General features: G+C 68.7%; 20 protein-coding genes. 9 read left to right on the top strand and 11 right to left on the bottom strand.

The features are described from left to right. Positions 1-143: 143 nt before the first annotated feature. Entirely contained in the window at positions 144-1,226 is a 1,083-nt protein-coding gene (locus RWH43_RS08770) for a glycosyltransferase family 2 protein (protein WP_316001249.1), read from the bottom strand. Between the two features lie 43 nt (positions 1,227-1,269). Here RWH43_RS08770 and RWH43_RS08765 point away from each other — a divergent pair, with 43 nt between their 5' ends. Further along, positions 1,270-2,496, top strand: a complete 1,227-nt coding sequence (locus tag RWH43_RS08765; RefSeq protein WP_316001248.1) for a CDP-glycerol glycerophosphotransferase family protein — start codon at positions 1,270-1,272, stop codon at positions 2,494-2,496. 1,030 nt (positions 2,497-3,526) lie between these two features. Here the strand turns inward: RWH43_RS08765 and RWH43_RS08760 are convergent. The 4 genes from RWH43_RS08760 to RWH43_RS08745 form a co-directional block, all read right to left on the bottom strand. Continuing rightward, on the bottom strand, positions 3,527-4,867 hold the full coding sequence (locus tag RWH43_RS08760; RefSeq protein ID WP_316001247.1) for a maltokinase N-terminal cap-like domain-containing protein: 1,341 nt from the start codon (positions 4,865-4,867) through the stop codon (positions 3,527-3,529). A 241-nt stretch (positions 4,868-5,108) separates the two neighbouring features. Continuing rightward, positions 5,109-6,029, bottom strand: coding sequence for a hypothetical protein (locus tag RWH43_RS08755; protein ID WP_316001246.1), 921 nt, complete (start codon positions 6,027-6,029; stop codon positions 5,109-5,111). A gap of 85 nt (positions 6,030-6,114) precedes the next feature. Continuing rightward, complete coding sequence (locus RWH43_RS08750; RefSeq protein ID WP_316001245.1) at positions 6,115-6,807, bottom strand: phosphocholine cytidylyltransferase family protein; 693 nt, start codon at positions 6,805-6,807, stop codon at positions 6,115-6,117. Positions 6,808-7,027: 220 nt separating this feature from the next. After that, positions 7,028-7,483 (bottom strand): hypothetical protein, encoded by a 456-nt coding sequence (locus tag RWH43_RS08745; RefSeq protein WP_316001244.1) that lies wholly within the window; start codon positions 7,481-7,483, stop codon positions 7,028-7,030. Between the two features lie 283 nt (positions 7,484-7,766). On the opposite strand from RWH43_RS08745, the gene RWH43_RS08740 reads away from it, so the two are divergent. The 3 genes from RWH43_RS08740 to RWH43_RS08730 are packed head-to-tail and all read left to right on the top strand — an operon-like array spanning position 7,767 to position 11,314. After that, the gene (locus tag RWH43_RS08740) at positions 7,767-9,458 is read left to right on the top strand and encodes an ATP-binding cassette domain-containing protein (RefSeq protein ID WP_316001243.1); all 1,692 of its coding nucleotides are present in this window, start codon (positions 7,767-7,769) and stop codon (positions 9,456-9,458) included. Positions 9,459-9,469: 11 nt separating this feature from the next. Further along, positions 9,470-10,996 carry a hypothetical protein gene (locus tag RWH43_RS08735; RefSeq protein WP_316001242.1) on the top strand — a complete coding sequence of 509 codons (1,527 nt, stop codon included), beginning with the start codon at positions 9,470-9,472 and terminating at the stop codon, positions 10,994-10,996. A 51-nt stretch (positions 10,997-11,047) separates the two neighbouring features. After that, entirely contained in the window at positions 11,048-11,314 is a 267-nt protein-coding gene (locus tag RWH43_RS08730; RefSeq protein WP_144834742.1) for a DUF3039 domain-containing protein, read from the top strand. 787 nt (positions 11,315-12,101) lie between these two features. On the opposite strand, the gene RWH43_RS08725 is transcribed toward RWH43_RS08730, so the two are convergent. Beyond that, complete coding sequence (locus tag RWH43_RS08725) at positions 12,102-13,427, bottom strand: nicotinate phosphoribosyltransferase (protein WP_316001241.1); 1,326 nt, start codon at positions 13,425-13,427, stop codon at positions 12,102-12,104. Positions 13,428-13,524: 97 nt separating this feature from the next. Here RWH43_RS08725 and murI point away from each other — a divergent pair, with 97 nt between their 5' ends. Genes murI through rdgB form a run of 3 tightly spaced genes read left to right on the top strand, consistent with a single transcriptional unit; the run spans position 13,525 to position 15,705 of the window. Then, a complete protein-coding gene (gene murI, locus RWH43_RS08720; RefSeq protein WP_316001240.1) occupies positions 13,525-14,343 on the top strand; it encodes a glutamate racemase in 819 nt (272 codons plus the stop codon). Positions 14,344-14,381: 38 nt separating this feature from the next. Next, a complete protein-coding gene (gene rph / locus RWH43_RS08715) occupies positions 14,382-15,107 on the top strand; it encodes a ribonuclease PH (protein ID WP_056230582.1) in 726 nt (241 codons plus the stop codon). Between the two features lies 1 nt (position 15,108). Beyond that, positions 15,109-15,705, top strand: coding sequence for an RdgB/HAM1 family non-canonical purine NTP pyrophosphatase (rdgB, locus tag RWH43_RS08710; protein WP_316001239.1), 597 nt, complete (start codon positions 15,109-15,111; stop codon positions 15,703-15,705). A 167-nt stretch (positions 15,706-15,872) separates the two neighbouring features. Here the strand turns inward: rdgB and RWH43_RS08705 are convergent, their stop codons facing one another. Together RWH43_RS08705 and RWH43_RS08700 are read right to left on the bottom strand one after the other, a co-directional pair. Beyond that, the gene (locus tag RWH43_RS08705) at positions 15,873-18,026 is read right to left on the bottom strand and encodes a hypothetical protein (protein ID WP_316001238.1); all 2,154 of its coding nucleotides are present in this window, start codon (positions 18,024-18,026) and stop codon (positions 15,873-15,875) included. A gap of 295 nt (positions 18,027-18,321) precedes the next feature. After that, complete coding sequence (locus RWH43_RS08700) at positions 18,322-18,627, bottom strand: hypothetical protein (protein WP_316001237.1); 306 nt, start codon at positions 18,625-18,627, stop codon at positions 18,322-18,324. Positions 18,628-19,010: 383 nt separating this feature from the next. Here RWH43_RS08700 and RWH43_RS08695 point away from each other — a divergent pair, with 383 nt between their 5' ends. After that, positions 19,011-19,928, top strand: coding sequence for a cation diffusion facilitator family transporter (locus RWH43_RS08695; protein ID WP_316001236.1), 918 nt, complete (start codon positions 19,011-19,013; stop codon positions 19,926-19,928). A 60-nt stretch (positions 19,929-19,988) separates the two neighbouring features. Here the strand turns inward: RWH43_RS08695 and RWH43_RS08690 are convergent, their stop codons facing one another. Beyond that, complete coding sequence (locus RWH43_RS08690) at positions 19,989-21,881, bottom strand: hypothetical protein (RefSeq protein WP_316001235.1); 1,893 nt, start codon at positions 21,879-21,881, stop codon at positions 19,989-19,991. A gap of 493 nt (positions 21,882-22,374) precedes the next feature. Here RWH43_RS08690 and RWH43_RS08685 point away from each other — a divergent pair, with 493 nt between their 5' ends. Then, complete coding sequence (locus RWH43_RS08685; RefSeq protein ID WP_316001234.1) at positions 22,375-23,076, top strand: GNAT family N-acetyltransferase; 702 nt, start codon at positions 22,375-22,377, stop codon at positions 23,074-23,076. A gap of 189 nt (positions 23,077-23,265) precedes the next feature. On the opposite strand, the gene RWH43_RS08680 is transcribed toward RWH43_RS08685, so the two are convergent. Then, the gene (locus RWH43_RS08680; RefSeq protein ID WP_316001233.1) at positions 23,266-23,709 is read right to left on the bottom strand and encodes a hypothetical protein; all 444 of its coding nucleotides are present in this window, start codon (positions 23,707-23,709) and stop codon (positions 23,266-23,268) included. A gap of 391 nt (positions 23,710-24,100) precedes the next feature. Next, positions 24,101-25,357 carry a hypothetical protein gene (locus RWH43_RS08675; protein WP_316001232.1) on the bottom strand — a complete coding sequence of 419 codons (1,257 nt, stop codon included), beginning with the start codon at positions 25,355-25,357 and terminating at the stop codon, positions 24,101-24,103. Positions 25,358-25,404: the final 47 nt, after the last annotated feature.

The following is a 25,404-nucleotide window of genomic DNA, read 5'->3' as shown; positions in this document are numbered from 1 at the left end:
GAAGGCACCGGGGTCACTGCGGGTCCCGGGCCCTTCGACAGGCTCAGGGACCTGTGTTACGCGGGGTCCCGGTCCCTTCGACAAGCTCAGGGACCTGTGTTACGCGGGGTCCCGGTCCCTTCGACAGGCTCAGGGACCGGGGTTTACGGCAGCGGGGTATTCCGCCCGCGCAGGCGCGAGGTGTCGACCGTGTCGCGCGCGCCGTGGAACAGCGCCCACACGAAGCCCGCGCCCCACGACACGTGCATCGAGGGCAGCACGGCGGCGGTCCACGCCTTGTCCCGCCACCCGCGGCCTCCGCCCCGGCCGAGCGCGACGACGGCGATCAGCGCGGCGTACGCGGCGACGGGCAGGTGCAGCAGCGATGCGGGCCCGCCCCGGCGGCGCGCGACCTGGGCCACGGCGGTGACGGCCGAGATCCCGGATGCCGCGAGCAACGCCGGCGGCGCGAAGTAACGCAACGAATTGCCGCGGCCGTACCGGCGCACGAGCTCGCCCCGCCACGCGCCCGTGGCACGGAACTGCCGCACGAGCCGCGTCCAGCTCTCGCGCGGCCAGTAGACGACCGACAGGGTCGGGTCGAACCAGACGCGGTAGCCGGCGCGGCGGATGCGCAGGTTGAGCTCCCAGTCCTCCCCGCGGCGGATGCTCTCGTCGAACAGGCCGACCTCTTCGAGCACGGCACGGCGCATCACGCCGAGGTACGCCGACTCGGCCGGACCTTGATGCGACCCGCCGTGATACGCGCCGCCGCCGAGGCCCACGCGGGAGTTGTAGGCGCGCGCGACAGCGCGCTGGAAGGGCGAGCGCCCGTCGGCGCTCATCACCCCGCCGACGTTGGCGGCGCGCGTGCGGCGCAGGGTGTCGAGGGCGCGGCGCGTGTATCCGGGTGCGAGTTCGGAATGCGCATCCACGCGCACGATCGTCGGATACCTGCTCGCACGAATGGCGAGATTCAGTCCCACCGGAATGTCGGCTGCCGCATTCTCGATCAGCACGATGCGATCATCGGATGCCGCGAGCTCGCGGGCGATGACGTTCGTGGCATCCGTCGACGGTCCGAGAGCGAGCACGATCTGGACCGGCCCGGGAACCTCCTGCGACAGGGTGGATGCCACCGAACGCCGCAGATATCGGGCCTCATTCAGCACGGGCATGATGAAGCTCACGCCGGCGTCATCGGCAGGTACGGGCGCGTCTCTTCCGCCGGGGGTCGGGAGGGGCATCCGTCGATCCTTTCACGGGGCACCTGGCCGGTACCCTGGAACGATGCCCCTCGTCCGCGATACTCGACTGGCCATGGGGCTGCTGCGAAAGGCCCTCGCCACCCGGAATGCGCGCCGCGACCTGCGCCGAGCGCTCGAGGCGCGTGGTCCGTTGCCGACCGGCAGGTTCCAGATCGCGGTGTATTTCGCCGACGGCGCGGTCAACATGTATCAAATGCGCCAGTGGTACGCGCCGCTGCAGAAGCTGGCCGAGAAATGGCCGGTCGTCGTCATCAGCCGCGCCATTCGCGGAGCCGACGCGTTGCTCAAAGACGGTGCCCTGCCGATCGCCTACGCGCCCACCGTCAATGCCGTCGAAGAGGTGTTAGCCGAGCAAGACATCCGCATTGTTCTGTACGTGAATCAGAACACGCGCAACTTCCAGATGTTCCGTTACGGGCAGCGCTGGCACGTGTTCATCAATCACGGCGAGTCCGACAAGATGTACATGTCGACGAACCAATACAAGGCGTACGACTACGCCTTCGTCGCCGGTGACGCCGCTCGAAATCGCCTTTCGCGCGTGCTGTGGGATTACGACCTCGACCGCCGCACGTTCTCGATCGGCCGCCCGCAGGCCGACCACTACTCGGGCGAGTTGCCGTACGCGCCCGACGACCGCACGGTCGTGCTGTACGCGCCGACCTGGGAGGGCGACCGCCCCTCGGCCCACTACGGCTCGATCGCCTCGCACGGTGAGGCCCTCGTGACGGCGCTGCTCGCCACCGGGCGTCACCGCGTGATCTATCGACCGCACCCGCGTTCGGGAGTGGTGGATGCCGCCTACGGCGCCGCCAACGCCCGCATCGTCGCCGCGCTGAAGGCGGCCGACGCCGCCGACCCGGCCGCCCACCACGTGCACGACACCGGCGCGGAGCTCGGCTGGCAGCTCGCCGCGGCCGACCTCGCGATCGTCGACATCTCGGCGATGGTCTACGACCGGCTCGCCGTCGGCAAGCCGCTGATGATCACGCGGCCGACCGACCCCGAGGCCCTCGTCGACGACAGCGGATACCTCTCAGCGTGCGAGTGGCTGGATGCCGCGGCATCCGGAACCATCGTCGCCGAGGCCGACCGCGTGCTGGGCGACCCCGACGCCGTCGGCCGCCTCGAGCACTGGGTGCAGCACTACTTCGGCGACACGGCGCCGGGCGCTGCGACCGAGCGTTTCGAGTCCGCGATCGCCGAGCTGATGCAGCGCTGGGACACCTGGCACCACACAGGTCCCTGAGCGTGTCGAAGGGCCCGGTACCCCCAGGTCCCTCGCGCAGCCAAGGTCCCTGAACTTGTCGAAGGGCCCGGTACCCCCAGGTCCCTGGCGCAGCCCAGGTCCCTGAGCTTGTCGAAGGGTCCGGGACCCGCAGGTCCCTGGCGCAGCCCAGGTCCCTGAGCTTGTCGAAGCGCCCGGTACCCGCAGGTCCCTGGCGCAGCCCAGGTCCCTGAGCTTGTCGAAGGGCCCGGTACCCGCAGGTCCCTGGCGCAGCCCAGGTCCCTGAGCTTGTCGAAGGGCCCGGTACCCGCAGGTCCCTGGCGCAGCCCAGGTCCCTGAGCTTGTCGAAGGGCCCGGTACCCGCGGTGGCCCCGGTGGCTTCGACAGGCTCAGCCACCTGGCGCAGCAGAGGTCCCTGAGCTTGTCGAAGGGCCCGGGACCCGCGGTGGCCCCGGTGGCTTCGACAGGCTCAGCCACCTGGCGCAGCAGAGGTCCCTGAGCTTGTCGAAGGGCCCGGGACCCGCGGTGGCCCCGGTGGCTTCGACAGGCTCAGCCACCTCGCGCAGCCCAGGTCCCTGAGCTGGTCGAAGGGCCCGGTACCCGCAGGTCCCTGGCGCAGCCCAGGTCCCTGAGCTTGTCGAAGGGCCCGGTACCCGCGGGTCCCTGGCGCAGCCCAGGTCCCTGAGCTTGTCGAAGGGCCCGGTACTCGCGGTGGCCCCGGTGGCTTCGACAGGCTCAGCCACCTCGCGCGGCCCAAATCCCTGAGCTTGTCGAAGGGCCCGGTACCCCCGGTGGCCCCGGTGGCTTCGACGGGCTCAGCCACCTGGCGTGACCGCGGGCCCCGGTGGCTTCGACGGGCTCAGCCACCTGGCGTGACCGCGGGCCCCGGTGGCTTCGACAGGCTCAGCCACCTGGCGTGACAGCTGGCCCCGGTGGCTTCGACGGGCTCAGCCACCTGGCGTGACAGCCGGCCCCGGTGGCTTCGACAGGCTCAGCCACCTGGCGTGACAGCCGGCCCCGGTGACTTCGACAGGCTCAGCCACCTCGCAGCTCAGCCCAGCGGAGCCAAACGCCCGATCGCGGCGAGCGGGATGCCCACCCAATCCGGACGATTGCGCGTCTCGTAGATCGCCTCGTACACGGCCTTATCGAGCTCGAACGCGGCGAGCAACGGGTCGTGGTCGTCGGGGGCGCGGCCCGCGGTCTCGGCGTATCCCTGCAAGAAAGCCTGCTGTGCGGCGATGACCCACGCGCGCACGGCGGCTCCGTCGTCGTCGGCCACGGCGCCCGAGACGTAGTCGAACGAGCGCAGCATGCCGGCGACGTCGCGCACGGCGACGTCGGGCTTGAGCCGCTCGTGGATCGGACGCAGCGGCTCGCCCTCGAAGTCGAGCAGCACCCAGCCGTTGCGCGGAGTGTCGAGCACCTGCCCGAGGTGCAGGTCGCCGTGCACGCGCTGCAGCTTCGGCCACGCGGCCTCGGCGGCGGCGGCGTACACCTCGCGGATGCGATCGGCGTACGGCTCCAGCTGCGGAACCTCGGCCAGCGCGATCGCGAGACGCCGCTCCCACGCTCCGACCACGGCGGCGCGGTCGGCCGCGTCGGGCTCGACGGTCGGGAACTGCTCAGCCAACGCGACGTGCATCCCCGCGACGCTCGCGCCGAGGGCATAGGCACGCGCGGCGAAGTCATCTGCGGCGGCGGCGGCATCGAGCGCCACGCGCCACGCGTCTTCGACGCCTTCGAAGAACTCCTGCGCGAACGCGAGCGATCCGCTCACCGGCACATTCTCGGGCGTGATCCACGATCCGCGCACCTCGCCAATCGCGGCCGGCACGAACGCGGCCCCTCCCGCAGCGAGGGCGGACTGCAGCTCGACGTCGGGGTTGATGCCCGGGTTCACCTGCCGGAACAGCTTGCAGATCACCGGAGCACCCTCGTCGCCCTCGTCGGGCCGGAAGATCAGCGACGTGTTCGACTGCTCCCCGCTCAGTACGCGCGCGGTGACCTTCGTCGCGGGGCGCTGCTCGGGGGAGGCCAGCGCGATGCCGATGAAGCCGTTCTGCGCCTCACCCACTTCTCCGCCGACGGTTACCCACGAGTACAGCGCCGCGGTGAAGGCGTCGTCGGTCGTGGCATCCGCCCACACCTGACCCTCGGCGGCCGGGCCGATCAGACTGCCCGGGAGCACGGTTCCTTCGTCGCGCACGGCGACCGGAACCTGGTACACGATCGCGGGCTGCACGGCGTCGTCGCGCACGAGCAGCAGCCGCGCGTCGGCGTCGTCGAGGGGCCAGTCGGCCACGAGCGTGAGCTGTGGATCGCGCCCCTTCGTCCCATACCAGCGTTGACGCGGCATCCAGACGGCGAGCAGGTCGAGGAGGTCACCCATGTCGCGAGGCTAACGCGCCCGGCTCCGTGCCGCGCGGGACTTGCGCGATCCGCCGTGTCGATGACATGGGTCCGGATGCCGCGTCCTCTGCGCCTCGCGCGCTTCGGTTGCCGCAGATGGTCGCTCGTCCGTGGCCCCGGGGCCACGCTTGACGCCCCGGGTCCACGTTTCACGCCCCGATCCTCGCCACGCGCTGATGCGACGCGACCGCGCGCCCAGGCGCGCGCCTACTCGGCCGAACTCAGCCCTCCGACGTCCCGCCCGCGCCCAACTCACCCTCGCCGTCGCGCCGCCGCCGCCCGGGCAGCATCCTGCGCGCGCCCGAGCCCACGGCATCCGCGATCGCATTCCCCGCGCGGCGCACACCGCCCGCAGCCGAGCGCTCGAGTCGCTCGCTGCCGGGCCGCGGCTCGAGGTCGGCCGGAAGCTGCAGGGGAGGAGCCCCGAACGCCCGCCGCGAATTCACCAGCACGCGTCGGCCGAGGATGTGATTGCCGGCACCGCCGACCACCGCGCCCACGCCGAACGGCAGGGCCTTGCCAATGAACGACGCACCGCCGCGCGTGGCGAACGTGCGCACGAACGTCGTCTTGAGGCGGTCGAGGAGGGGGCCGACCATGGCCCGCGGAAGCGTCTTCGTCACCATCTCGCCCCAGTAGCCCGAGCGTGAGACTCCGCGTCCCGACGCCTGCGCGGCGAGCTGCGACACGAGGTCGACGCCCTCTTTGCCGAGCATGAGCGCGAGCACGAGGGCGCGTCCGCGGTCGGGATCCGTCACCGCGAGTCCATGCACCTCCGCCACCGATTGGGCGAACAGTGCGGTCGCCTCGAGGAAGCCCACGGTCTCGACTCCGCTCAGCGCGAGCGTGACCCCGGTGCCGATCCCGGGCACGACAGCGGTCGCGCCGACCGCCGCACCCCCGGTGGTGACGGCCGCGAGATAGCGGCGCTCGAGGATCTTCAGGATCTCGTCGACAGTGGCATCCGGATGCCGCAGGCGGATACTCCGCAGATGCGCGAGCACCACGGGTCGCTGCACGGTCATGACGCGGTCGAGCAGTCGGATCGCACGCGGGTGCTCCTCCGACCCGACCGGCGGGATGCCGCCCTTCCAGGGCGCGTCGTCGGGCAGGGTGTGGATGCGGTGCACCTTCTCAGCCATGACGCCATCTTCTCGTCACCGCCCGAGAGTTCGGGGGGAGTTGACGGGCTCGGCGCATTCCTCGTCCGTTCGGACGAACCGCGCCTCAGACGAAGAGGTTCGCGCGCTCCAGGTCTTCGGCGAAGTCGACCTCGACCGCGTACAGGTCGCTGATGTCGAGCGGCTCGACGCGCACGCCGTCTTCGGCGATGGCGAGCTCGAGGCCGCGTTCGAAGTAGTCCTGGTCGTCGACGCGCTGCAGCTGACGCTGGAACGCCTTCTTGTCGCGCGACGAGATGTAGTTGATGCCCACGGCTTCGCCGACGCCGCCCACGACGACCTTCGACAGGTCGGCGATGAAGCCCTCGGCATCCACCGTGTACTTCACCTCTTCGTCGCTGACCTTGGCGGTGTCGACGGTGACGAACGAGCGGTCGTCGTCGATGAGGCTCGCGGCGCGCGTCAGCACGTGCGGGTCGAACACGACGTCGCCGTTCATCCACAGCACGCCGCCGCGCGGGCTCTTGGCGAGGGCGCGCAGCAGGCTCTTCGACGTGTTGGTCTGGTCGTAGCGGTCGTTGTAGACGTAGTCGACCGCGGGGAACGCGTCGACAATCGTCTCGGCGCGGTAGCCGACGACGGTGGTGATGCGCGCGGATGAGCCGAAGGCAGCACGGATGTTGTCGTGCTGCTGCTGCATGATGCTGCGGCCGTCGGCAAGGGGAGTGAGGGGTTTCGGCAGGCTGCGGCCGAGGCGCGAGCCCATGCCCGCGGCGAGGATCACGATCTGAACAGTCAAGGCTGGCTCCTGGGGGGATGAGTCGTCATGTCCGGTTCACCGGAATGTCACGCCTTCGTGTTCGATTCACGCTAGCGAAAAACCCTGATCCGGTGGCATGATTCGCGCCGACTGTTGTGGTTTCGTGATCCCGACCGATCTCTGCGCCTCGCGACCAGGCGTCGGGCGATGTCGGAGGGGGTTGGTAGTTTGGTGCGATGACAGCGTCGCTGCCGGAGCCTTACGAAACGTCCCCGTCCGACTCGGAGGGTACTGCGGCGAGCGTCGAACCTTCGGGTCCCGTCTCGCCGCCCACACCGCGCGCCCCGCGCGCCCCGCGCAAGACGCCCGCGCGTCCGAAGGCCTCGTCGGCTGCGGCTTCTGCGGGGTCGAATGAGGGTCCGGATGCCGCGTCCCCCAGCGACCCGTCCGCCTCCGACTCGGCCGCGCCGGCCAAGCCCGCTGCGAAGCCTCGCGCTCCGCGTGCGCCTCGCACGACGGCCGCAGGAGCGACTCCGCGGACCACCGCTGCCCGCAAGCCGGCCGCTCCGCGCAAGCCCGCCGCGCGTACGGCGGCGTCGAACGCGACCACCGACAGCGACACGCCTCGCACGCCGGCCGCGAGCTCCGCCTCGACGGCGGCCAAGAAGCCCGCCGCGAAGCGTCCGGCCGCTAAGAAGCCCGCGACTCCTCGCACGACCGCTGCTGCCAAGGCCGCCGCGGCGAAGAAGCTGGCCGAGGCTGAGGCCGCTGCGGCGAATCCGGTTTCACCCGGCCCGCCGCCGCCGCTGCCCGACGACCTTGTCGTGCCTCCGCGTCCGCCGCTGCCGGGTCCGGTGTCGGCGGTTGATGACGCGGAGAAGACGTCTGCGGTCGAGTCGACCCCCGCTGTTGCTGACGCGACGCCGGCCGATGTGGCGGTTGAAGAGCCTGCGGTTGCCGCAGAGACGACGCCGGCTGACGTTGCGGACGAGGAGCCCGTGGTCGCGGCGGACGAAACTCCTGCTGATGTCGCGGTCGAGGGGCCCGCGGTTGTCGCGGACGAGACTCCCGCTGATGTTGCGGTCGAAGAGCCCGCGGTTGCCGCGAACGAGACTCCCGCTGATGTCGCCGCGGGAGAGCCCGCCGTCGCCGCGGACACGACGCCCGCCGACGTCCCCGCGGGAGAGCCTGCTGTCGCCGCCCCGATCGCGGTGGACCCGACCTCTGCTGGTATCGCGGCGGACGAGCCCGCCGCTGAGGCCGTCGCAGACCCGACCCCCGCTGATGTCGCCGTCGAAGAGCCGATCGTCGACCCGAGTCAGGCGGACGCGTCCGATGCCGTGGTCGTCGACGAGACCCCTGCGCAGCCCGTCGCCGACACGACCGTCGAAGACCCCGCGGCGGAGCCCGAGATCCTGGTCGCGACTCCGCTCGAGGATGAGACCGACTCCGCGGTCGCCGAGCCCGTCGACGTCGCGGAGTCCGAAGACCCGACGCCCGCCGACGTCCGCGTCGACGAGGAGGCCCCGGCTCCAGCCGACGACGAGCCGACCGACGACACCCGCACGGCAGTGCTCGACGCTGCCGACGCGCCCGAGCCTGCGGCTGCGGACGAGCCCGCCGACGACACCCGCACCGCACTGCTCGCACCTGCGTCCGTCGACGATTCCGCTGCAGAGCACACCGACGACGACCAGCGCGACAACGAGCGCGACGCAGACGACGCCCCCGTCGACCGCGACGACGCGACCGCCGTCCTGGCCGCCGCCACCGCGGAATCCGCCAACGACGATTCCGCCGTCGCCGTCACCGACACCGACGAGTCTGAGGTCGCGGCATCCGCCACCGATGACCCCGCCGTCGCGGTGATCGCCGCTGACGACACCGTCGTCACGGCATCCGCCACCGAAGGCGCCGATCCCGAGACCGCCGTCCCGGCGCTCACCCTGCGGAACGTGTCGAAGTCGTTCGGCGAGCTCAAGGCCGTCGACGCGATCGACCTGACGGTTCCGGCCGGGTCGTTCTACGGCCTGGTCGGCCCCAACGGCGCTGGCAAGACCACGACCCTGTCGATCATCGCGGGCCTGCTGCGACCCGATGGGGGAGCGGTCAGCATCAACGGCGTCGACGCGACCAAGCGCTCGCGCGAGGCGAAGAAGCTCATCGGCGTGCTGCCCGACCGGCTGCGCACCTTCGACCGCCTCACCGGGCGCCAACTGCTGTCGTACTACGGTGCCCTGCGCGGTCTCCCGGCTTCGCTTGTCGAGAGCCGTACCGCCGACCTCGCCCGCGCGTTCGACCTCGTCGATGCGCTCGCCCGGCCCGTGTCGGACTACTCCGCGGGCATGACCAAGAAGGTCATGCTGGCCGGCGCCATGATCCACTCGCCGCGCCTTCTCGTGCTCGACGAGCCGTTCGAGGCCGTCGACCCCGTCTCGAGCGGCGTGATCCTCGACATCCTCGGCGCCTACGTCGAGCACGGCGGAACCGTGATCCTCTCGAGCCACGGCATGGAACTCGTCGAGCGCGTCTGCTCGCGCGTCGCCGTAATCGTGTCGGGCCAGATGCTCGCCGAAGGAACCGTCGACGAGGTCCGTGGCGAAGGCACCCTCGAACAGCGGTTCCGCGAGCTTTCCGGCGGACTCGGCGACGTGGAGGGCCTCGAGTGGTTGCACACGTTCTCCGCCTGAGACTGGCGATGATGCTGGGCGCCCTCCGGGGCGACCGGCGCGACGTCATCCGCCGCATCATCGGCGTCGTCGTCCTGATCGCCGCAACCGTGATCGCCGCGCGCAGCGCGTCGGGCATGGCGGATGCCGACACCCTCACGGTCGCTGTCGTCACGGTGTTGGCCGGTTCCGCGGTGACCCTCGGTTTCGCGGTCGGTCCGCCCGTCACGGCATCCGTCGACCCTCTCGATCCGAGGCGCTTTGCCGTCGTCGGCCCCGAGCCGCGTCCTCTGGCCGGGGCCCTGCTGGTGGCCGGTTTTCTCAGCGTGCCCGTGCTCGTCGTGCTCGTGCTCGGCATCAGCCTCGCGATCTCGTGGGGCGCGCACGGCGCCAACGCCCTCGCGAGCATCGTCTCGGTCGTGCTGGGCCTTGCGACCTGTGTGCTGTTCGCGCGCGTCAGCATGGCCCTCGGGGCGCTCGTGCAGCGGCCACGCCAGTCGCGCGAGCTCATGGGTGTGTACCTCGTCGCGATCCTCGTCGTCGTCGTGCCGGTCGGGGTGTTCCTCGGATCCCTCGAATGGCGCGGAGCCGTTCCGTCGCAGCTGGCCTCGGCGGCCGAGATCCTCGCCTGGACGCCCATCGGCGCCGCGTGGGGGATCGCCCTCGCGCCCTCCGCCGGAGCCGCGGTCGGCAGCCTCGTCGTCGCCGTCCTCACCGTTGCGCTGCTCACGCTCGCCTGGTTCGCCCTCGTCGACGTCTTGCTCACCACCACGCGTCGACCGGTCGCCGTGCGCGAGCGCGGGGGTCTGGGCTGGTTCGCCCTGCTCCCCGGAACCCCCGGAGGAGCCGTCGCCGCCCGCAGCCTCTCGTACTGGCTGCGCGATCGCCGTTACCTCGTGAACCTCGTCATCGTGCCGATTGCCGCCGTGGTGTCGATGGTGCCGCTGCTGGTCGCGGGTGTGCCGTTCGAGCTTGCCGTGCTGCTGCCCGTGCCGATCATGGCGCTGTTCTTCGGATGGCTCCCGCACAACGACCTCGCCTACGACTCCACCGCCCTGTGGATGCACGTCGCCAGCGGCATGCGCGGAGCCCCCGACCGCATCGGACGTCTCGTGCCGGTGCTGCTGATCAGCATCCCTGTGCTCGCCATCACGCTGCCGCTCGCGATCGTCGCGCATGGCCGTTGGGCCGTGTTCCCGGCCATGGTCGGCGTGTGCGCGGCGCTCTTCCTCTCCGGCCTCGGCCTCTCGAGCATCTCGTCGGTTCTCGCGCCCTACGCCGTGTCGCGACCTGGCGACAGCCCGTTCCAGCAGCCGCAGCGCACAGGATCCGGCGGGGTCATGGCGCAGGGCCTCGTCATGGCCGGAGCGATCATCACCGCGGCTCCTGCGGGGTGGCTGACCTGGCAGGCGATCGAGGGCAAAACCATCGACTCGATGTTCGCGCTGTGGATCGGCGTCGGGGCCGGCGCCTTCGTGCTGATCGTGGGCATCGCCATCGGAGCGCTGCTGTTCGAACGCCGCGGAACCCGGCTCATGGAGTTCGCCGAAGCCACTTGAGCGCGAAGCCGACAGAGCCGTCGGCGCTCTCCGCGGCTACACTGGCTGACCATGAGCACGCCTCTCGACAAGCCGGACAGCGGGGGTCTCGCTACCCTCGATCGTGAGCTCGAGGAGCTCATCCGTGAAGAGAACATCGAGCCCGGCGATCATGAGCGCTTCTCGCACTACGTGAAGAAGGACAAGATCCTCGAGTCGGCTCTGTCCGGCAAGCCGGTGCGCGCCCTCTGCGGCAAGAAGTGGACCCCGGGTCGCGACCCCGAGAAGTTCCCCGTCTGCCCCCAGTGCAAAGAGATCTACGAGTCCCTCATCAACTGAGGCCCCGCGGCTGAGCCCCGCGGGCGGTGGCTGAGCTTGTTGAAGCCTCCGCCCGGGACCCTGCGTGCGGTGGCTGAGCTTGTCGAAGCCTCCGCCCCACCCGCGCGCAGGGCCGGCCGCCGGTCACGGTCGCTTCGACAAGCTCAGCGACCTCCGTTGCGAGAGCGACACCCGCGGGCGGTGGCTGAGCCTGTCGAAGCCTCCGCCCCGGACCGCACGCAGGGCCGGCCGCCGGTCACGGTCGCTTCGACAAGCTCAGCGACCTCTGTTGCGAGCGCGACACCCGCGTGCGGTGGCTGAGCTTGTCGAAGCCTCCGCCCCCACCCGCGCGCAGGGCGGGCCGCTGGTCGCGGTCGCTTCGACAAGCTCAGCGACCTCCGTTGCGAGAGCGACACCCGCGGGCGGTGGCTGAGCCTGTCGAAGCCCCCGCCCCGGACCGCACGCGCGGCGGGCCGCCGGTTACGGTCGCTTCGACAGGCTCAGCGACCTCTCTTGCGAGCGCGACACCCGCGTGCGGTGGCTGAGCTTGTCGAAGCCGCCGCCCCCACCCGCGCGCAGGGCGGGCCGCTGGTCACGGTCGCTTCGACAGGCTCAGCGACCTCTGCTGCGCGAGCTGGGCGCCCTCGCCCGCACACATGGCGGGCCGCCGGTTACGGTCGCTTCGACAGGCTCAGCGACCTCTGCTGCGCGAGCTGGGCGCCCTCGCCCGCACACATGGCGGGCCGCTGGTCCCGGTCGCTTCGACAGGCTCAGCGACCTCCGTTGCGCCGAAGCCCCGCAGCGCGCGTCACTCCGCGTCGCGGTACTCCGTCGGCAGCGCCGGGTCGGCCTTGCTGAGCGCGAGCGCGCGGATCGGCAGTTCCTCGCGCACGCGCGAGTGATGGGTCCGCGCAGCCTGCACGCCCTCGCGGCCGACGAACGCGGCATCCGCTTCGCCGTCCTGCATGAGCGTCGTCTGCAGCGCCCGGGCGTCGGGGTGTTCCGACGCTGTCGACAGCTCTTCGAAGCCGTCGCTGACGATGATCAACTCAGAGGTCACGGTGCCGCCGTCGAGCGTGCGGAACGCGGCCTTGCGTCCACCGTGCGAGGCCTTCTCGGCCGAGGCCTTGGCGACGCCGACCCATGAGCCGTCGGCCGCCTCGCGGGCCACGAGCTTGAAAACGAGCCCCGCGGTCGGCACGCCCGATCCGGTCGCGACCGACGTCCCGACGCCGTACGAGTCGACGGGGGATGCCGCGAGAGCGGCCAGCGCGTACTCGTCGAGGTCGCTGGTGACGGTGATGCGGGTCGAGGTGGCGCCGAGCTCGTCGAGCAGCGCCCGCACCTCGCCCGCGACGATTGGGAGGTCGCCCGAGTCTATGCGCACCGCGCCCAGGTCGGTTCCCGCAACGCGCACCGCGGTGCGCACGCCCTCGGCGATGTCGTAGGTGTCGATGAGCAGCGTCGTGCCGGCGCCGAGCGCCTCGATCTGCGAGCGGAACGCGTCTTCTTCGGTGTCGTGCAGCAGCGTCCACGCGTGCGCCGCGGTGCCCATGGTCGGGACTCCCCAGCGGCGTCCGGCCTCGAGGTTGCTGGTGGCCGAGAATCCGGCGATGTACGCGGCCCGCGCGGCGGCGACCGCGGCCTCTTCGCTCGCGCGGCGGGAGCCCATCTCGGCGAGCGGGCGGTCGCCCGCGGCGACGCTCATGCGCGCGGCCGCGGTGGCGACGGCGGAGTCGTAATTCAGGATGCTGAGCGCCAGCGTCTCGAGCAGAACCGCCTCGGCGAAGGTGCCCTCGACCGTCAGCAGGGGAGAACCGGGGAAGTAGATCTCGCCCTCGCGGTATCCCGTGACCGACCCGGTGAAGCGGTAATCGGCGAGGAAGTCGATGGTCGTGGCATCCACCACCCGCTCGTCACGGAGGAACCGCAGCTCATCGTCGCCGAACCGGAAGTCACGGATCGCCTCGAGCAACCGCCCCGTGCCGGCGACGACGCCGAACCGGCGCCCGCCCGACAGCCGGCGGCCGAACACCTCGAACACGCATCGGCGCGAGGCCGTGCCGTCGCGGAGCGCCGCGTCGAGCATCGTGAGTTCGTAGCGGTCGGTGTGCAGGGCGGTGCTGCGGCTCATTCGGTCAGCATATTCCGGCCCCGCCGCCGCACCCGTGCGGGCCCCCGCGCTTGACAGCCACCGCCCGCCCCACCCCCGCCCGATAGGCTGGGTGCCTATGAACGACGCGCCGATCGGGATCTTCGACTCAGGAGTCGGCGGCCTCACCGTCGCCCGCGCGGTCTCGCAGCAGTTGCCGCGCGAGTCGATCCTCTACATCGGCGACACGGCGCGTTCGCCCTACGGCCCGAAGCTCATCGCCGACGTGCGCAAGTACTCGCTCGAGGTGCTCGACACCCTGGTCGAGCAGGGCGTGAAGATGCTCGTGATCGCGTGCAACACGGCATCCGCCGCCATGCTCCGCGATGCCCGCGAGCGCTATGACGTGCCGGTCGTCGAGGTGATCGGACCCGCCGTCCGCACCGCCATGTCGACCACCCGCAACGGCCGCATCGGCGTGATCGGAACGGTCGGCACCATCGGATCCCGCGCCTATCAAGACATGCTCGAGGTCAACGAGCGCCTGACGGTCTTCGCCGAGGCGTGCCCGCGCTTCGTCGAATTCGTCGAGGCCGGAGTCACCGACTCGCCCGAGGTGCTCGCCACCGCCGAGCAGTACCTCGCTCCGCTCCGCCACGCCGGCGTCGACACGCTCGTGCTCGGGTGCACGCACTATCCGTTCCTCGAGGGAGCCATCAGCTATGTGATGGGTCCCGACGTGAGCCTCGTCTCGAGCGACAGCGAAACCGCGAAAGACGTGTTCCGCCAGCTCGTGTCGCGTGATCTTCTCGCGAGTCCGGATGCCGTGCCCACCGCCCGCTACGAAGCCACGGGCTCATCGGCCGACGACTTCGTGCGCCTGGCCCATCGCTTGATGGGGCGTGAGGTGCGCGAAGTGCAGCTCGTGCAGACCGGCGCCATCGACCTGCCGCGCTGAGCCGCGGCATCCGCTACCCGTTCCTTCAGGAGGACCCCATGACCCGCAAAGACGGCCGGACCAACGACCAGCTGCGCCCCGTGACCATCGAGCGGGGTTGGTCGGCGCACGCCGAGGGCTCGGCTCTCGTCACCTTCGGCGGCACCAAGGTGCTGTGCACCGCCTCGTTCACGAACGGCGTGCCGCGCTGGCTGACCGGCAAGGGCAAAGGCTGGGTCACCGCAGAGTACGCGATGCTTCCGCGCGCGACGAACAGCCGCAACGACCGCGAGTCGATCAAGGGCAAGGTCGGCGGTCGCACGCACGAGATCTCGCGTCTGATCGGCCGCGCGCTGCGCGCCGTCGTTGACACCAAGGCGCTGGGTGAGAACACGATCGTCATCGACTGCGACGTGCTGCAGGCCGACGGCGGCACGCGCACTGCGGCGATCACGGGTGCGTACGTGGCCTTGGCGGATGCCATCGCCTGGGGCCGCGAGAAGAAGTTCATCGGTCAGCGGGCCGAGGTGCTGCGCGACTCGGTCGCTGCGGTGTCGGTGGGCATCATCGACGGAGAGCCGATGCTCGACCTCGCGTACGTCGAGGACGTGCGCGCCGAGACCGACATGAACGTCGTCGTCACCGGTCGCGGTCTGTTCGTCGAGGTGCAGGGCACCGCCGAGGGTGCGCCGTTCGACAAGCGCGAACTCGATCAGCTGCTCGAGCTGGGTGTGAACGGCTGCGCCGAGCTGCGCGGCATCCAGACGTCGGTGCTCGAGGGCTGACATGGCTCGCATCGTTCTGGCGACGCATAACCCGCACAAGGTCGAGGAGTTCCAGGCAATCGTCGCCGAGGTGCGCCCCGACCTCGAGGTGATCGCGTACGACGGTCCGGAGCCGGTCGAAGACGGCGTGACCTTCGCCGCGAACGCGTTGATCAAGGCCCGCGCGGCTGCGGCTCACACGGGGCTGCCGGCGTTGGCGGACGACTCGGGCGTGGCCGTCGACGTGCTGGGCGGCTCGCCGGGGGTGTTCTCGGCGTACTGGGCCGGGCACGAGAAGGACGCGACCGCCAATCTCGAGCTGCTGCTCGACCAGCTGTCGGACGTTGCCGACCCGCATCGCACGGCGCAGTTCGTGTCGGTGATCGCGCTGGTGCGTCCGGACGGCGGCGAGCAGACGGTCGAGGGACGCTGGCCGGGACGTTTGACGACGGCACCGGCCGGGCCGGGCGGCTTCGGGTACGACCCGATCTTCATCCCCGACGGCCAGGCCGCGGGGGAGGAGCGCACCGTGGGGGAATGGTCGGCCGCGGAGAAGAATGCGGAGTCGCATCGCGCGCGGGCGTTCCGGGAGTTGGTTCCGCTGCTCGAGACAGTTTGAGACTCTCGGACGAGCTGTGGATCCATCGGTGACGGGGTCCCGCTGCGAGCGAGAGCGCGTAGCGCGTCGAGGGCTGCTCGACGCCGGACTGCTGTTCAGAAGCTCAGCGAAGTGGGGGTCGCCGGACACCGGCCGGTGACCCCCACTGGGCTTAGAGTTACCTGGCGTTAGCAGCTCGTCTTCTTCTTCGCCAACGGCTGTCGCCAGATCGCCCCGTCGTAATAGATCTGCCCGAAGGCGATCACATCCTGTGCTTGCACCGCTCCGGTGTCGCCGGAGATCAGATGACCGTCTGTTGTGAGGAACGAAGCGGCTGCGACGGGTTCTGAACCCGACGGGACTCCTGTCGCCGTCCGTTCGATCCCGCTATCAAGGAACGAGCAGGAACCGCTCGTCTTTCGCAACGGCCACTGCCAAACGGTGCCGTTGTAGAAGAGCCGACCGAAGGCGCTCACGTCCGTAGCCTGCACGATCCCCTGGTCGCCCGAGATGAGTCGTCCGTCCGGCGCGAGGAAAGATGAGCCTGCAGCGGGCACGGAGTTGGCGGGGATGCCCACGGCATTCTTTTCGACGCCGTTGTCTAGGAAGGTGAAGCTGCCGTCGCGCTTGCGAAGCGGAATACGCCAGATATGCCCGTCCCAGTAAAGCTGACCGCAGGTATCGATGTTTGAGGCCTGTAGCGTTCCTCTGTCACCCGATATCAGCCGTCCGTCGGACGTGAGGAACGAGGAGGCTACGATCGGGCGCGAACCGGCGGGGACTCCCACGGCGGACTTCTCGGTGCCTGCGTCGAGAAAAGTGCAGCTACCGTCGTTCTTCCGAATCGGCCACCGCCAGATCGAACCGTCCCAGTAGAGATCTCCGACCGTCTGGACGTTCGAGGCCTGCACCACACCCGCGCCACCGGACAATAGACGGCCGTCCGGTGTCAGGAACGAGGAGGCTGCGGCAGGCATTGATCCACCTGTTACGCCTACGGCACTCTTCTCGGTGCCGTTATCAAGGAAGGTCGGAGTCGTCTTCTGAACGGCGAGCGCCAAACTCCAGCCGCCGTCATTGCTGGCGCTGTAAAATACGCCTACTAAGGCGACGCCGCGTGCGACGACGTAACCCGTGCCATTACCGTCGATGATTCTACCGTCCGAGGAAAGAAAAAGACCGCCCTGCACAGGGGTCGAACCAGAAGGCACCCCCGTCGCAGACTTCTGCGATGCATCGTTCAGTAGCACTGCGCAGCTTCCGTCCCGCTTCTTCAGCGGCATACTCCAATTGCCCGTGCTGTTGCTTTGGAAGATTCGGCCGCACGAATCGACGTTCGAGGACCAGACAAAGCCGTTGCTGCCGTCGATAAGTCGGCCGTCGGAAGCGAGAAACATTGCTCCCTGCACTGGTGTTGATTGCGAGGGGACTCCGGTGGCAGCGGATTCCGATGCGTTGTTGCGCAAGAAAACGCACGAACCACTGGTCTTTCTTATAGGCATAGTCCAGTCACTGTTATTGCTGCTGCTGTACATCAGTCCACAAGCGCCAACGTTCGTGGACCAAACGTAAGCGTTCGTTCCATCGATGAGTTGTCCATCTGATGCGAGGAACATGCCTCCCGCGATTGGTTGGGAATCGGCAGGAATGCCTGTGGTCTGCGTTTCGGATTGGTCGTTCCGAAGAATCGTCGTGCTGCCGTCTCGTTTGAGCAGTGGCATGCTCCACTGGCCATTGCTACCGCTCTGGTAAATGTTCCCGTATCGATTAACGTTCGTTGCCCATACGTACCCACTGCTTCCATCAATGAGTCGTCCATCGGGCGAGAGGAAAATCCCGCCCACCGCGGGCATCGAGCCGTCCGGCACACCAGACGCCGAACGACGCGTGAGATCGCTAGTGGCATAGAACGGGGATGTCTGTACGGTTCCGACGAGAGAAGCCGATGCCGAGACGGCGCCGGACGCTGTTCCGGTGACAGTCGAATTGCCGCCCCCGACCGGGACCGCGATATCGGGGAGCGTCATAGAGCCGCCGGCCCCGGTTACACCGGTGTAGCTGGTTCCTCCAGTCGAGAAAGTGAATCCACCTGCGAGGAGCGCGGTCGTCGAAACGCCGGCTTTCGGGGATCCGCTCTCTGTCACTGTCACGCGCACGCCGGAGATCACCGAACAGGCGGCGCCGGTGTACGACGAGTTGTTGAAAGACAGGACGGGGCCTGACGCCGCGAACGCGGGCGTGCTGGCACTCAGAGCGATAGCGGGAACCGCCCAGGCGGCGCCTGCAATGACCGTTCGCCGCGCGATCGGCTTTGCGGTCAGGGTTTCAGTTGAGTCGGTCACGAGGACGATCCTTTCGATCAACGTGCTGTGGTGGCCGAAGTCGGCGCGGCGGAAAGCTGGAACGACAGCAGTACTCCTTCGCACTTTGACCGCGCCCCTGCGCGTACACAGCAAAAGCACCACCTTCACCGACGGGTGAAGGTGGTGCTTTCCTGGTCAGGGGGTGAATCGAGACAGCGGCCGCAAAGGGGAGGCGCGGGGAAGATCACCCCTGAAGTCACCTACGGGCGCAGCATTCGCGCTCCATCTGTAACCGTGAGGCAGGAGCTTGCGGCGAGACGCCGATGCGGTGTGGCTACTGCAGCCAGCGACTCCAGTGCGACGGATCGGCGTCGCCCGTCACTGCGTGCATGGCCTCGGCCAGGCGGAGGGCGCCGGAGAGATCGATGCGCACGTGGAGGTCGCGCAGTTCTTCTGTCGTGATCTCGATCCACTCGCCCGAGGGCGACTTGGTGCGCACCGTCGTGAGCGTCACGGGCTGCGCGACCCCACCGAGGTCGAGCACGGCGCCGAGCTCCACAGGGTCGCTGTAGTGGGCTCCCGTCCACCACGGGTCTCGATGGATCGTGCACCAAGCAGGACAGTTCAGCGAGGTTGTCATGACCGTGAATGTAGTCAATCTGCGGAAGCTGCCTCGGGAGTTCTCCACAGGCGCGATCTCGTCGTTTCACACGAGTCGGCCTGTGCGGCCGGTACGCGGTCTCATGACGAGCGGACACAAGGAGGAACCCTTCGGTTGAGGCGGAGCAATCGGTTGACACAACAATGACATGCGCATGTAAGGGTGTTTTGCGGCCGCCGCACTGACCCCCGCTTTTTGAGCCCTCCTCGCCCGTAATTCCGGGCTTCTTGCCCGGCCGTCCGTCGATCTCTGGCGGGGGAGATCACCCCGAAACTCACCCACGAGCGAGAGCGACACCCGTTCTCATTCCCGACTTGCCCGAATCGACGTAGCGGGGCGGACCCCGCACCTAGCCTGGAGCTATGCACGATCACGCGCCGGGTGGCGGCATCCGGGATGCCAGCAACAAGCGCTTGCTCGCCACCGCCCTCGGATTGACCACCGTGGTGATGGTCGTGCAGATCGTCGGCGCGATCGTGTCGGGCTCCCTCGCCCTGCTCGCCGATGCGGCGCACATGTTCACCGACGCCGCAGCGCTCGTCGTCGCGCTCATCGCCACGGCGATCGCCGCCCGACCGGCTGACGACCGCCGCACGTTCGGCTACCAGCGCGCAGAGGTGCTCGGTGCACTCGCGAACGGGATCATCCTGATCCTGCTGTGCGCGTGGGTCGGGATCGAGGCAGTGCAACGTCTGCTCTCGCCAGCCGAAGCCGAGGTGCAGGGCGGACTGATGCTCGTCGTCGCGATCGCCGGGCTCGTCGCGAACGCGGCGTCGATGTTCCTGCTGTCGCGGGCGCAGAAGCGCAGTATCAACGTGCGCGGCGCATACCTCGAGGTGCTCGGCGATCTGATCGGTTCGGCCGCGGTGATCGTCGCCGCGATGGTGATCGTGACGACCGGATTCACGCAGGCGGATGCCATCGCCTCCCTGTTCATCGCGGTGCTCATCGTGCCGCGGGCGATCGGGCTGCTGCGCGAGGTCGTCGTCGTGCTGACGGAGTCGGCGCCGGTGGGGGTGCACGTCGCGGAGATCCGCGAGCACCTGCGTGAGGCCGACGGCGTGGTCGACGTGCACGACGTGCACGTGTGGCAGCTCACGCGCGGAGCGCCGGTGTTCAGCGCGCACGTGATCGTCGAGAACGCGGCTCTCACCGACGGCCGTGCTGCCGCGATCCTCGCGTCGCTGCAGACGTGCCTCGCGGATCACTTCGACGTCGAGCACTCTACGTTTCAGCTCGAGCCGGCCGGGCATGTGGAGCACGATTCACGCCACCTGTAGCGCCGTGTGCTGGTCGCTGAAAGGTGGGTGGGCTCACCGGTGGCGGGCCCACCCACTTGATCAGCAGCCGTTGGACTTGATGCCGAGGGCGAGCGTCCACGAGCTGCTGTACAACTCGCGGTACGTGCCGACAAGCACCGCGTCGGACGCAAGAGTCGAACCACCGTTCAGGCCGTCGACGATACTGCCACCCGGAGTGCGGAACAGCCCCGCGGCCACCGGAGTGGACCCCGACGGGACACCGCTTGCTGCGACCTCGCCGGACGATGAAACAGTTGATGCGCTGCCGTCGGTCTTGACCACAGGCAGGACCCACGCACCGTTCCTCGTTGCAATGCGCCCGAAGGAGGCGACACTGCTGGCGATGACGGACCCGTTGCTTCCTTCGATCAGTCCACCGTCAGGGGTGAGGAACAGTCGCGCGGCGACCGGGGCTGACCCCGATGGCACGCCGACCGCGGTGACCGCCGTGTTGTTCCGCAGAAAGACGAAGGAGCCATCAGTCTTCACGAACGGCAGGAAGTAGTCGGTGCCGTCGAAGTAGACACCGCCGGCCACGGCGACTCCCGTCAGGCGCACGGTTCCGTCGTTGCCGCTGATCTCTCGCCCGTCAGGAGCGATGAATGATGACCCTGCATTCGGGGTCGATCCTGAGGGGACGCCCGTTGTGCTGTACTCCCGGCCGTTGAAGACATAAATCGCTGTGCCATCCGCCTTACGTGCGGGCACGGCCCAGTTCTGTCGGTCGGCCGCAGACTGTCCGAACGCCACGATGTTCGACGAGACAACGGACCAGTTGTTCGCCGCATCCACAAGATCTCCACCGGGGGTCAGGTAAAGAGTTCCGACCGCGGGTGTCGAGCCCGAGGGCATCCCGCTCACCGCCTGGGTAGTCCCATTCGTTATCGTCGATGCTGATGTCGCAGCGGCCGCGAGGGGAATGCGCCACGAGTCCGGAAGCACAGCGAACGCGCCTGGCGTGCTCACTCCGGTTGCCAGAACAGCCCCCGCGTTGAGTCCGTCGATCAATCGTCCGTCCGAGGCGAGGAAGACACCAGCGCCGATAGGGATCGACCCGTTCGGCACTCCTGCGGCGAAGACCTCTGACCCGGGCCGGACGACGACGGCAGCGCCGGTCTTCTTGCGGGCCGTGAGCAGCCACGACGAGTTGTCGATGGACAGGACGCCGTACGAAGCGATGTTCGAGGCGACGGTTGACCCATCAGCGCCATCGATGAGCACCCCGGCCGGGCTGAGGAAGAAGCGGCCGCAGGCAGGCGCTGATCCTGCCGGGATGCCCACCGCTGTCTTGACCGTGTTGCTCTCGAGGTAGACGAACGATCCGTCTTGCAGGGCGAAAGCCATCGTGGATTGCGACCCACCAAAGTACGTCCCGTGGCTTTTGACTCCGGTGAGCCGCACGGTGCCATCGTCGCCGCGGATTTCGCGCCCGTCGGATGTGATGAAGGAAGAACCGGCGCTCGGAGATGATCCGTTCGGGACGTTGACCGTTCCCCGTTCGTTCCCATTGAAGACCCACACGCAAGACCCGTCGGCTTTGAGAACGGGGATCGACCACGCACCGCTCGTCGAGGCGATCTCGCCGCAGACGGCGACGTCGCGAGAAAGGACCCGGCCTCCATCCGCAGCGTCGAGAAGGTCTCCGCTGGGGCTCACGTAGAGCGAGCCGCCGACGGGCTTGGAGCCCGAGGGGATGCCGCTGGAACTCTGGCGGGTGCCGTTCTTCACGTACACGGGCGTCGACGGCTCGACCGACCCCAGCGACGAAGACGTCGAGTTCGCTCCGGATGCCGTTGCCGACACTGTCGAGGTTCCGCCCGAGGCCGGTACAGAGATATCAGGCAGCGTGATGGACCCGTTGGACCCGGTGACGTCGGTGAACGTTGTGCCACCGTTTGCGAAGACGTAGCCGTCGGAGAGAGACGCCGTCACGGAGACTCCTGCTTTAGTAGTGCCGCTTTCGGAGGCGTCGATGCGGACGCCCTGGATGACTGAACACGTGGCGCCCTTGTAGGCGGGTCTGGAGAATGCCAAGGACAGAGCGCCCGAGGCAGCGAACGCGGGCGAGCCGGTCGTCAGAGCGATCGCAGGGACCGACCAGGCGGCGCCGGCCAGGACCGTTCGCCGTGCGATGGGGGTCTGGGCGACTGGTGCAAACGGTTCGGGGGTGGGGGAGGTCGTCACGGAAGTGTTGTCCCTTCGGGGCAGGTATACGTGTGGTCCACTGTGGCGTGGCCGGTGGGAACCATATGGCACGTATTCGTGTCGCCAGCGGGTGAAGTCGCCGCAAACCGCGTCATTCCGGGGCGGTCGCGACATGCAGGCGGGTGAAGTCGGGAGGCAGATCACCCCGGCGCTCACCTGCACCTCGCGGACCCGATCTCCGCTAGCCTGCGGACAGGTACCCACACCCCCGGAGGTTCCCATGTTCTCGTCGACCGTTATGGACCATTGGCTTCCCGCCGCTGCCGGCGATCTCGCCGAAGGTGAAGGAGTCGTCGTCGTCGACCCGGAGCTGCCCGAGAACAGGTCGGTCTCGGTCTTGCAGGTCGAAGACGGCCCGACCGTCGTGTGTCTCTCGCCGGGCCGAGCCGCGCACCTCGGCCATGCGCACGGCGAGCACATCGCGGCGGACGAGGCGACGGAGCGGATCACGGCGGCCGGCATCGCGCTGAACGACCCCGATCACTTGTTCTACCTGCCGGTCGAAGAGCACGCGTCGGTGCTGGCCGAAACGGCTGATGGACACACTCGCCGTCTCACCGAGGAGGACGTTGACGCGTTCGCAGCTCTCGCTGCCGCGGCGCCCGAGAACGACCTTGACGAAGCGTTCGTCGAACTGGACCACTGGCTCGTGTTCGGCAACTTCGTCGAGGGACGACTGGCCGCTGCGGCGAGCATGTTCCCCTGGAGAGGTACGCGGCTCGCCGACCTGGGCGTCATCACGCTTCCCGAGTACCGGGGTCGCGGTCTCGCCCGCGCGACGGTGCTGGCGATGGCCGCCGAGGCGCTCGACCGGGGCTACGAGCCGCAGTACCGGTGCCAGCTCGACAATGCGCCGTCGGTTGCCCTGGCCCTGGCATCCGGGTTCCGCCGCTTCGGCGAGTGGACCGTCATCGACGACTGACGTGGCCGACTTCGCGACACCGAACCTGCCCTCGCGGGACTCCGAGGAAAAGGATGGCGACTTCGAGCGAAACGACCGGGCGGTGCACCCCATCGTTCGCCCGCCGCGGGGGTCCTCGCGTCACGCCGCCGGATGCCTCTGGGCGGCATCCGGATCCCGCCGTCTCGGCGAATGGCCGTGTCGAATCGGTCAGCAGGTGCGGGACGTGATCGTCAACGGCGTGCGCTCCACCGATCCGTTGTAGGCGCTTCGACCGACCTTCTCAACCTCTTTCGCGAGTTCGGTTCCCGAGGCGCCGTCGACGAGGCGGTTGTCGGTCGTGTGGAAGTACGAGGAGCATTCCGGCTTCGAGCCCGAGGGTACGCCCCTGGCGGTCGTCTCGGTACCGCTCTGCAGGTAGGTGAACGAGCCGTCGTTCTTCTCGAGGGGGATGCGGTAGTCAGTGCCGTCGCTGTAAGAGGCGCCAACGGTCTTCACGTCCTGGGCGAGAGCGGCGGAATCGTTGCCATGGAAGATCGAGCCACCGTCTTCAAAGAGATTGCCGGCCACGGGGTTGCGACCGGATGGCGCAAGGATCTCGGTGTCGTTCTGAACCCAGGAGCACAGGCCGTCATTCTTGAGGATGGGGAACATCAGACCCTCGCTGTCCGAGATCACGGCCCCCCAGGAACGGTTGTTGTACGCGAGGTTCTGCCCGGTAGCTCCGTTGCTGGCCGTCCCGCCCAAGAAGTACGAATATCCGTCGGGGTCGCCCGAGGCGGGCGAGGCATTCGGTGCCGAAGCGGTGATGGACGACGATCCGCCACCGGAGGGGACGTTGATGTCGCGGACCGGATACGAGCCCCCCGAGTCCGTCGTGCCCGTGACGCTCGTGCCGCCGTTCGCGAACGTGTACCCGTCCGCCTAGCCTCGCCTCACCCGGTTCATCCGTGTCGGCGTCTCATCTCGCGCGCGACGTCTGCTGAGTCTCGGTGGCTACGACGGAGTCAGCCATCTTGATTCGGACACGTTCGTGAGGCAGGTATCAGCAGCTGCTGCCCGACAGGCTGTAGGGGATTCGCGCGGTCGAACCGTTGAAGGCCCACGTGCCGAGCTTGTCGACGTCGGTGGCGAGGACGGCCCCCGAAGCACCCTCGACGAGCCGGTTGTCGCCGGTCAGGAAGCACGACGACGAGGCGGGCGTCGAACCGGACGGCACGCCGACGGTTGCCTTCTCGGAGTCGTCCTCCAGGTAGGTGAACGAGCCGTCGGTCTTCTCAATCGGCAGCCGGTAGTGCGACCCGTCGCTGTACGCACTGCCGTACGACTTCACGCCATTCGCCAGGGTGGTGTCGGCCTTTCCGTCGATCAGTGACGAGAAGGTCGTGAAGAAGATGCGACCGGCGACCGGTGTGAAGTTGGATCCGCCGTTCGTCGCCTTCTGCAGAGTCACCCATTTGGTGGCGCCGTCGGAGTTACGCACCGGGAAGACGACGCCGATGCTGTTCGAGATGACCTCGCCCGATTGTCGGACGTTCTGCGTCAGGATCTTCCCTGTCGCACCATCGGTGGGGGAGTCGGACGTGAAGATCGAGTATCCGAGCGGCGCCCCTCCGAGCACACCGGTCGTCGCGATCTCCGTTCCGTTCTCGAGGTAGACGAAGCTCCCGTCTGACTTCTTGATCGGCATCCGCCAGGTGCCCGATACATAGATCATCTGGCCGACGGTGTCGACGTTCGACGAGAGCGTGCCGCCTGTGGATCCATCGATCAGCCGCCCGTCGGAAGCAAGGAAGAGGGAGTGTGCGATCGGACGAGCGCCCTGCGGTACCCCCTTGGCCGTCACGATTGACCCGCCCTCGGTGTAGCGGAAAAGACCTGATGAACCGGCGAGCGAAGCTGTCGCAGACTGCGCCCCCGAAGCCGACGCGGTGATCGAGGAAAGGCCGCCGTCGCGGGGGACGTTGATATCGGGCAGCCTGAAGACCCCGCTCGAGGTGGTCGTGCCCGTCGCGCTCGTGCTGCCGCCGACGAAGGTGTAGCCGTCGGCGAGCAGGGCCGTGACGGCCACTCCGCCAACGGGAGCGCCGCTGTCGGTGGCGGATACCGTCGCGCCGCTGATCGTGGAGCACCCGGTCCCGCTGTACGACGAACGGTCGAGGGCGAGAGTGAGACCCGATGCGGCGAAGGCCGGCGAAGAGGTCGTGAGAGCGATCGCCGGGACCGACCACGCCGAGGCGGCGAGAAGCGCGCGACGGGAGACACGGGTGGGGTGGTGCTGACGAGAAGACGGGGTCGACATGGGGTGAGTCCTTTCGGGCGAGCCGGGATCGGCGCCGGTGAGGCTGC

The sequence above is a fragment of the Microbacterium algihabitans genome (assembly GCF_032464975.1).
Classification (GTDB): Bacteria; Actinomycetota; Actinomycetes; order Actinomycetales; family Microbacteriaceae; genus Microbacterium; species Microbacterium algihabitans.
Note: the sequence above shows the minus strand (reverse complement) of the source record. Positions and strands in the feature narration are given on the sequence as shown.

Bases quoted from the DNA above. Each gene is read 5' to 3' on its own strand.
- rph (WP_056230582.1), top strand. From the start codon at position 14,382: ATGACCCGCAAAGACGGCCGGACCAACGACCAGCTGCGCCCCGTGACC.
- RWH43_RS08765 (WP_316001248.1), top strand. From the start codon at position 1,270: ATGCCCCTCGTCCGCGATACTCGACTGGCCATGGGGCTGCTGCGAAAG.
- RWH43_RS08730 (WP_144834742.1), top strand. From the start codon at position 11,048: ATGAGCACGCCTCTCGACAAGCCGGACAGCGGGGGTCTCGCTACCCTC.
- RWH43_RS08755 (WP_316001246.1), bottom strand. From the start codon at position 6,029: ATGGCTGAGAAGGTGCACCGCATCCACACCCTGCCCGACGACGCGCCC.
- RWH43_RS08675 (WP_316001232.1), bottom strand. From the start codon at position 25,357: ATGTCGACCCCGTCTTCTCGTCAGCACCACCCCACCCGTGTCTCCCGT.
- RWH43_RS08725 (WP_316001241.1), bottom strand. From the start codon at position 13,427: ATGAGCCGCAGCACCGCCCTGCACACCGACCGCTACGAACTCACGATG.
- RWH43_RS08695 (WP_316001236.1), top strand. From the start codon at position 19,011: ATGCACGATCACGCGCCGGGTGGCGGCATCCGGGATGCCAGCAACAAG.
- RWH43_RS08700 (WP_316001237.1), bottom strand. From the start codon at position 18,627: ATGACAACCTCGCTGAACTGTCCTGCTTGGTGCACGATCCATCGAGAC.
- RWH43_RS08680 (WP_316001233.1), bottom strand. From the start codon at position 23,709: ATGTTCCCCATCCTCAAGAATGACGGCCTGTGCTCCTGGGTTCAGAAC.
- RWH43_RS08685 (WP_316001234.1), top strand. From the start codon at position 22,375: ATGTTCTCGTCGACCGTTATGGACCATTGGCTTCCCGCCGCTGCCGGC.
- RWH43_RS08770 (WP_316001249.1), bottom strand. From the start codon at position 1,226: ATGCCCCTCCCGACCCCCGGCGGAAGAGACGCGCCCGTACCTGCCGAT.
- RWH43_RS08760 (WP_316001247.1), bottom strand. From the start codon at position 4,867: ATGGGTGACCTCCTCGACCTGCTCGCCGTCTGGATGCCGCGTCAACGC.
- murI (WP_316001240.1), top strand. From the start codon at position 13,525: ATGAACGACGCGCCGATCGGGATCTTCGACTCAGGAGTCGGCGGCCTC.
- rdgB (WP_316001239.1), top strand. From the start codon at position 15,109: ATGGCTCGCATCGTTCTGGCGACGCATAACCCGCACAAGGTCGAGGAG.
- RWH43_RS08735 (WP_316001242.1), top strand. From the start codon at position 9,470: ATGCTGGGCGCCCTCCGGGGCGACCGGCGCGACGTCATCCGCCGCATC.